The following is a 7,776-nucleotide window of genomic DNA, read 5'->3' on the forward strand; positions in this document are numbered from 1 at the left end:
CTGTCGGTGACAGAGATCAAGACCCTGATCCGCGATCCTTACGCGATCTATGCCAAACATGTCCTGCGCCTGCGGCCAATGGATCCGCTGATGCAGACCGCCGATGCGCTGACCCGGGGCATCGCGGTCCATGAGATCATGGAACACTTCGTGCGCGAAGCCGCGAAAGACCCCGATAGCCTGAACCGCGACCGGCTGATGCAGATCGCGCGTGAGGTATTACAGGAACAGGTTCCATGGCACGCGGCGCGCAAGCTCTGGCTCGCCCGGATCGAACGGATCGCGGATTGGTTCGTCGCGGGGGAGCAGGCCCGCCTTGCGATGGCGGAGCCTGTTGCCTTCGAACGGGACGCGAGCGGCACGCATCTGTTCGACGACATCGGATTTACCATTCGCGGCACCGCCGACCGGATCGACCGCACCCGGGGGGGACAGGCGATCATCTACGACTACAAGACCGGAAAGCCGCCCACCAAGGAACAGCAAAGGTTCTTCGACAAGCAGTTGCTCATTGAGGCGGCCATGGTCGAAGAAGGCGCATTCTCTGCCGTGGGGCCCGCCAGTGTGGCCGGGGCGATCTTTATCGGGTTGGGCACCAGCCCCGCCGAAGTTGCCGCCCCATTGGACGAAGAAACCCCGGCAGAGACGATGATGGGCCTGCACAAGTTGCTGTCGGCCTATCTGCAGCCTGCGCAGGGCTTCACCTCCCGCCGGATGATGGAACGCGAAGGCTATGGCGGCGTCTATGACCAGCTTGCCCGCTTCGGTGAGTGGGATACGACGCAGCTTCCCGAGGGGCCGGCAGATGAATGACACGGCCCTGAACGACGCGACCCGCGCCCAGATCGAAGCCGCGCGGCCCGATGCCTCCACATGGCTCGGGGCGAATGCAGGGTCGGGCAAGACCCGCGTGCTGACGGACCGGGTTGCCCGATTGCTGCTCGACGGGGTCGATCCGCAGAAAATTCTCTGCCTGACCTACACCAAGGCCGCCGCGTCGGAGATGCAGAACCGCCTGTTCAAACGTCTCGGCGCCTGGGCGATGCTGAGCGATGCGGAGTTGCGCAAGGCGCTCGAAGAACTCGGCACGACGGGTGAGATCGGGACCGCGCAGTTGCGGGATGCGCGCACCCTCTTTGCCCGCGCGATCGAAACCCCCGGCGGCCTTAAAATCCAGACGATCCATTCCTTCTGTGCGTCTCTGTTACGGCGGTTTCCGCTCGAATCCCGGGTCAGCCCCCAATTCATCGAGATGGAGGAACGCGCAGCCGATCTGCTGCGCGCCGACATCGTGGAGAATATGGCAGGGGATCCGGAGGGTGATCTGATGGAAGCTGTCGCCCAGCATTGCGGGGCGGAGGATCTATCCTCTCTCACGCAGGCGATCGTGTCCAAACGCGAAGCCTTTGAGGCCCCCCTGGATGAGGCGGATTGCCTGACACTCTTCGGCCTCGACGCCGGCACCACCGAGGCTTCGATCTGCGCAGAGGTTCTCCTGGGGGGAGAGGCTGATCTGCTGGCGAGCCTTCAGCCTTTTCTGAAGGAAGGTTCCCCGACGGATCAGAAAGCCGCGGATGCGCTGGCTTCGGTACGGCAGTTGGATCACGATGCCCTTCAGGTTCTGGAATCCGTGATGCTGACAGGGGCAAGCGCGGCGGAGCCCTTCGGCGCCAAGATCGACAAGTTTCCCACCAAGGCCACGCAGAAGAAATCGGGCCACCTTCAGGATGATCTCAACGCGCTGATGAAACGCGTGGAATCCGCCCGCGCGCGCCGGATCGCCCTTGCCGCCGCGCGGCGCACTTTCGTTCTGCACCGCTTTGCCAGCGAGTTCCTGCACCGCTATGCCGAAGCCAAAGAGGCGCGCGGCTGGCTCGACTTCGACGATCTGATCCTGAAAGCACGCAGCCTTCTGACCGACAGCGAGGCCGCGGCATGGGTGCTTTACCGCATCGACGGCGGCATCGATCACATCCTCGTCGACGAGGCGCAGGATACATCCCCCCGGCAATGGGACGTCATCGAACGGCTGACGGATGAATTCTTTTCCGGCGTCGGAGCGCGCGAAGGGAACGCGCGCACGATCTTTGTCGTAGGGGACAAGAAACAGTCGATCTATTCGTTCCAGGGCGCCGATCCGCTGGAATTCGACCGGCGGCGGGCGCATTTCGAAACCGCGTCCAGGGAGGCGCGCAAAACATTTCAGAACCGAAGCCTCGATTATTCCTTCCGCTCCTCCTCGGCGATCCTGCGCCTTGTCGATACGATGTTCGATCCCCGCCAGCGCGGAACCTTCGACAAGGACACCCAGCATATCGCCTTCAAGGACTCGCTGCCCGGGCGGGTCGATCTCTGGCCGGTGGTGCCCCCCGCCGAAAGCGCGGATGACAGGGTCTGGACCGATCCGCTGGATCGAAAAGGCGAACGGCATCATGACGTTCTGCTGGCGGAACAGATCGCCGCGCAGATCAAGACGCTGGTGGAAGAAGAACATTACATCCCCGACGACGACGCGGAGACCGGCGTTTTCCGTCGCCGGATCAGGCCGGGCGATTTCCTCATCCTCGTGCAGCGCCGGTCTGCCGTCTTTTCCGAGATCATTCGCGCATGCAAGGCCGCCGGTCTGCCCATCGCCGGGGCGGACCGGTTGAAGGTGGGCGCGGAACTGGCCGTCAGGGACATCGGCGCCTTGCTGTCCTTTCTGGCCACCGCCGATGACAGCCTTTCGCTGGCCACCGCGCTGCGCTCCCCCCTCTTCGGCTGGTCCGAAGACGAGCTGTTCGAACTGGCCCACCCGCGCCGCGAAAAGCACCTTTGGCAGGCGCTCAGGAACGAAGGGGGAAGATGGCCGCAAACCGTTTCTATGCTGCGGGATCTGAGGGATCAGATCGACTTTCTGCGGCCCTATGACCTGATCGAACGTATCCTCACCCGGCATGACGGGCGGCGCAAACTGCTTGCCCGGCTAGGGCCGGAGGCGGAAGACGGGGTCAACGCGATGCTCTCGCAGGCTCTGGCCTATGAACGCAACGCGGTGCCCAGCCTCACGGGGTTTCTGCAATGGATGGAAACCGACGATCTGGAGATCAAGCGGCAGATCGACAGCGCGACAGATCAGATCAGGGTGATGACGGTGCATGGGGCAAAGGGGCTCGAAGCGCCCATCGTCATCCTGCCCGATACCGCGCCCCGTCGCGTCGATATACGCGATCAGATTGTCGAACTGCCCGAAGGACCGGTCTGGAAGCCGCTGGCCGCCCAGATGACGCCGGAAATTCAGGCCCGGACCGAAGAGATGAAGGCCGCGATACGCGAAGAACGGCTGCGGCTGCTCTACGTGGCGGCGACGCGGGCCGAAAAATGGCTGATCGTGGCGATGGCCGGAAAGCCGGGCAAGGACGGCTCCGGCTGGTATGACATCGTCGAGGACGCAATCGGCACGTTGAGAAGCCCGGGCACCGGGGATGGAACGCTGCGGTTCGAGGAAGGCGATTGGGATGCCCTCCCCATCCGCGACATCCGCCCGCAGGCGCAGCGCCCTGCCCTGCTCGACCCGGCGTTCACGCAAGCGCCGCCCGCCTTGCTGCCCCCGCCAGAGGTGCTGTCACCCTCGGACCTAGGCGGCCCGAAGGCCCTGCCCGGTGACGAAGGCTGGGACCACGATGCTGCGACGAACTATGGCACGCTGGTGCATTTCCTGCTGGACAAGCTTCCCGGTCTGAACACGGAAGCTGCCGGCGATGTGATCCGCACGCTTGTCCCGACGGTTGATGAAACCCTCCTCGCCCAAGCCGAGGCGGAAGCGCGCGCGGTGATCGACGCCCCCTCCTTCGCGCACTTTTTCGGCAATGAGACCTACAGTGAAGTCGCCGTCACCGGCCTTTACGGGGCCCGCCGGCTGCATGGATCAATCGACCGGCTGATCATCACGCCGGACCGGATCGTGGCGCTCGATTACAAGACGAACCGCGTCGTTCCAGCGGATGTCTCCCACTGCCCCGAAGGTATTCTGCGGCAGATGGGGGCCTATCTGCATCTGCTGCGACAGATATATCCCGAGAGGGAGATCGAGGTCGGGCTCCTCTGGACGAACGGCCCGGCCTATATGCCACTTCCGGAAAGGCTGGTACTGGACGCACTGGCCCGCGCGCCCGACCTTGACGGCGATAGGCCCGCTACATAGGTACATTCCTTAACATTCCCTGTCAGGAGAGCATCATGGCAACCGTCGCAGTTACCGATTCCACATTCGACGCAGAAGTTAAAAACGCAGATATCCCGGTAGTCGTGGACTTCTGGGCCGAATGGTGCGGCCCCTGTAAGCAGATCGGTCCCGCCCTTGAAGAATTGTCCGACGAGATGGACGGCAAGGTGAAGATCGTAAAGGTCAACGTCGACGAAAACCCCAACAGCCCCGCACAGATGGGCGTTCGCGGTATCCCTGCGCTGTTCCTGTTCAAGGACGGTCAGGTCGTTTCCAACATGGCGGGCGCACGGCCCAAGGCCGCGCTGCAAAGCTGGATCGAAGAATCCATCTAAGTCACGCCAAAGACTGACAGATCAAGGGGCGTCCGCCATGCGGGCGCCCTTCTTGCATGATCGGGTCCGCGTCCTTCGACGCATGCGCCACGCGACCTGCACCCCCGGGGCGGCGCGCGCTCCGGCTGACAAATGCCGGTGGCCTTGTACCCTCTTCGCGCGGCGGCCATATAGGCCCGAGACACAGGAGACCCAGATGGCAGAACAGGAATTCCCCGGTTGGCACGGCACCACGATCATCGGCGTCAAAAAGGGTGGCCGCGTGGTCATTGCCGGTGACGGTCAGGTGAGCCTCGGACAGACGGTCATCAAGGGAACCGCGCGCAAGGTCCGCAGGCTCAGCCCCGGCGGCTTTGACGTGGTGGCCGGCTTTGCCGGGTCCACGGCGGATGCCTTCACCCTGCTGGAACGGCTGGAATCCAAGTTGGAGGCGACCCCCGGTCAACTGGCCCGCGCCAGCGTCGAACTCGCCAAAGACTGGCGTACCGACAAGTACCTGCAAAAGCTTGAGGCGATGCTGATCGTTTCGGACGGTACGGAACTGCTGGTCATCACCGGCGCGGGCGACGTGCTGCAGCCGGAGCATGACGTGGCCGCGATCGGGTCGGGCGGCAACTACGCGCTGGCCGCCGCCCGCGGCATGATGGACAGCGACCGCGACGCGGAAACCATCGCCCGCGACGCCATGGCCATCGCCGCTGACATCTGTGTCTATACCAACGGCAATCTGACGGTGGAGAGTATTTCCAAATGACCGACCTGACCCCGCGCGAAATCGTATCCGAACTGGATCGCTTCATCATCGGCCAGAAAGATGCCAAGCGTGCCGTTGCGGTGGCCCTGCGCAACCGGTGGCGCCGCAAGCAGCTGGACGACGATCTGCGCGATGAGGTCTATCCCAAGAACATCCTGATGATCGGGCCAACCGGCGTCGGCAAGACCGAGATCAGCCGCCGCCTTGCAAAGCTCGCCCGCGCGCCGTTTCTGAAGGTCGAGGCGACCAAGTTCACCGAAGTCGGCTATGTCGGGCGGGACGTGGAACAGATCGTGCGCGATCTGGTGGATTCCGCCATCGCCATGACGCGCGAATACATGCGCGAAGACGTGAAGGCCAAGGCGGAGAAAGCGGCAGAGGAACGCGTGATCGACGCCATCGCCGGCACCGATGCGCGCGACGGCACGCGCGAGATGTTTCGCCGCAAACTGAAGTCGGGCGAACTTGCCGACACCACCATCGAACTGGAGGTATCGGATACGACGAACCCGTTCCAGATGATGGATATTCCCGGCCAGCCCGGCGGCGGCATGGGGATGATGAACCTTGGTGACATGTTCGGAAAGGCGCTGGGCGGGCGCACTACGAAGAAAAGAATGACGGTCGCCGAAAGCTACGATGTGCTCATCGGGGAAGAGGCCGACAAGCTGCTGGACGATGAAACCGTAACAAAGACGGCGATTGACGCGGTGGAGCAGAACGGAATCGTGTTTCTGGACGAGATCGACAAGGTCTGCGCCCGCAGCGACGCCCGTGGCGGCGACGTCTCCCGCGAAGGGGTACAACGCGACCTGCTGCCCCTGATCGAAGGCACCACTGTGAGTACGAAACATGGCCCGGTCAAGACAGACCATATCCTGTTCATCGCATCGGGCGCGTTCCATATCGCCAAACCGTCGGACCTGCTGCCGGAACTGCAGGGCCGCCTGCCCATCCGGGTCGAACTGCGGCCGCTGACCGAGAAGGATTTCGTCCGCATCCTGACCGAAACCGACAACGCGCTGACGCTGCAGTACACAGCCCTGATGGGTACGGAGAACGTCAAAGTGCGCTTTACCGAAGACGGGATCGCGGCACTGGCCAAGATCGCCGCCGATGTGAACCAGTCGGTGGAAAACATCGGGGCGCGCAGGCTCTATACCGTGGTGGAGCGGGTGTTCGAGGAACTGTCCTTCACCGCGCCGGATCGCGGGGGCGAGGAAGTCGTCGTCGATGATGATTTCGTCGAAAAGAACCTCGGGGAGCTGACGCGCTCCACCGACCTCAGCCGCTACGTGCTTTAACGCTTCCAATTCCGCCATGCGCCTGAAATGCAGGGGCATGGCGTACCTGCGTTTCCTTCGTGACAATTGGCTGTTCCTGTCCGCGGGCTTCCTGCTGACATTCACGTCGTCCTACGGGCAAACCTATTTCATCTCGCTTTTCGCGGGCGATATTCGTGGAGCCTTCTCGCTCAGCGACGGGGAATGGGGCGGGATCTACACCATCGGCACGACGCTTTCGGCGATCACCATGATCTGGGCGGGCGTGCTGACGGACAGGTTCCGGGTCAGGGCGCTGGCGCTTGGGGTCATGCTCGCCCTCGCGCTGGCGTGTCTGGGCATGGCGGTGGCGACCAGTGCCGTGGCGCTGGTCTTGGTGATCTATGCGCTTCGTCTGACGGGGCAGGGGATGATGTCACAGCTCGGGGCCGTGGCCATGGTCCGCTGGTTCGAAGCCTCGCGGGGCAAGGCGCTTTCGCTGTCCTCCATGGGTTTCGCGGCGGGCCAGGCCATTCTGCCCATCGTCTTCGTGGGGCTGTTCACCAGTTTTCACTGGCGCAGCCTTTGGGTGCTGGCCGCCGTGCTGGTGATCCTGACCATTCCGCTCATCCAACTGGCGCTACGGCAGGAACGAACCCCGCAGGCCATGGCGGACGAAGCGCAGGTGGCCGGTATGGGCGGGCGGCACTGGACGCGGCCCCAGATGCTGCGTTCGGGGCTGTTCTACCTGATGATCCCCATGGTGGTCGGACCCTCCGCCTGGGGGACGGCGCTGTTCTTTCAGCAGGTCCATCTGGTGGAGGTGAAGGGCTGGGCGCTCGTTTCCTTCGTGGCGCTGATGCCTGTCTATACCCTGTCAGCAGTGCTGAGCACCTTCGCGTCCGGCTGGGCCATCGACCGCTTCGGCGTCAGCCGGATCGTCCCCGTCCAGATGTTGCCCTTTGCGCTGTCTTTCGCCGTAATGGCCTATGCAGAAACGATTTTCATGGCGGGTATCGCGCTGGTGATCTTCGGGGTCGGGCAGGGGCTGCAATCTACCGCGCCCGCTGCGTTCTGGGCGGAATATTTCGGCACACGGCATCTGGGCGCCATCAAATCGGCGGCGGCGGCGCTCATGGTGTTCGGGTCGGCAATCGGGCCGGGGGTGACGGGGGCGTTCATCGATATGGGGGTCGATTTCCCCAAGCAGATGCTCCCCAT

The 7,776-nt window shown here is 63.3% G+C and carries 6 protein-coding genes; all 6 read left to right on the forward strand.

From position 1 onward, the window contains the following. On the forward strand, positions 1 to 813 hold an 813-nt coding region (locus tag A3728_RS06750; protein WP_201722300.1), incomplete at its 5' end, for a PD-(D/E)XK nuclease family protein. Beyond that, a complete protein-coding gene (gene addA / locus A3728_RS06755) occupies positions 806 to 4,183 on the forward strand; it encodes a double-strand break repair helicase AddA (protein WP_067921432.1) in 3,378 nt (1,125 codons plus the stop codon). The genes A3728_RS06750 and addA, both read left to right, overlap by 8 nt. A gap of 35 nt (positions 4,184 to 4,218) precedes the next feature. Beyond that, positions 4,219 to 4,539, forward strand: coding sequence for a thioredoxin (gene trxA, locus A3728_RS06760; RefSeq protein ID WP_067921434.1), 321 nt, complete (start codon positions 4,219 to 4,221; stop codon positions 4,537 to 4,539). 196 nt (positions 4,540 to 4,735) lie between these two features. After that, complete coding sequence (hslV, locus tag A3728_RS06765; RefSeq protein ID WP_067921436.1) at positions 4,736 to 5,293, forward strand: ATP-dependent protease subunit HslV; 558 nt, start codon at positions 4,736 to 4,738, stop codon at positions 5,291 to 5,293. Beyond that, complete coding sequence (gene hslU, locus A3728_RS06770) at positions 5,290 to 6,597, forward strand: ATP-dependent protease ATPase subunit HslU (protein ID WP_067921438.1); 1,308 nt, start codon at positions 5,290 to 5,292, stop codon at positions 6,595 to 6,597. Before hslV ends, hslU begins: the two co-directional genes overlap by 4 nt. Positions 6,598 to 6,634: 37 nt before the next feature. After that, positions 6,635 to 7,776: MFS transporter (locus tag A3728_RS06775; RefSeq protein ID WP_067921439.1), on the forward strand; the 1,142-nt coding region annotated here is incomplete at its 3' end.

This window comes from Sulfitobacter sp. HI0040 (genome assembly GCF_001634885.1).
GTDB lineage: Bacteria > Pseudomonadota > Alphaproteobacteria > Rhodobacterales > Rhodobacteraceae > Sulfitobacter.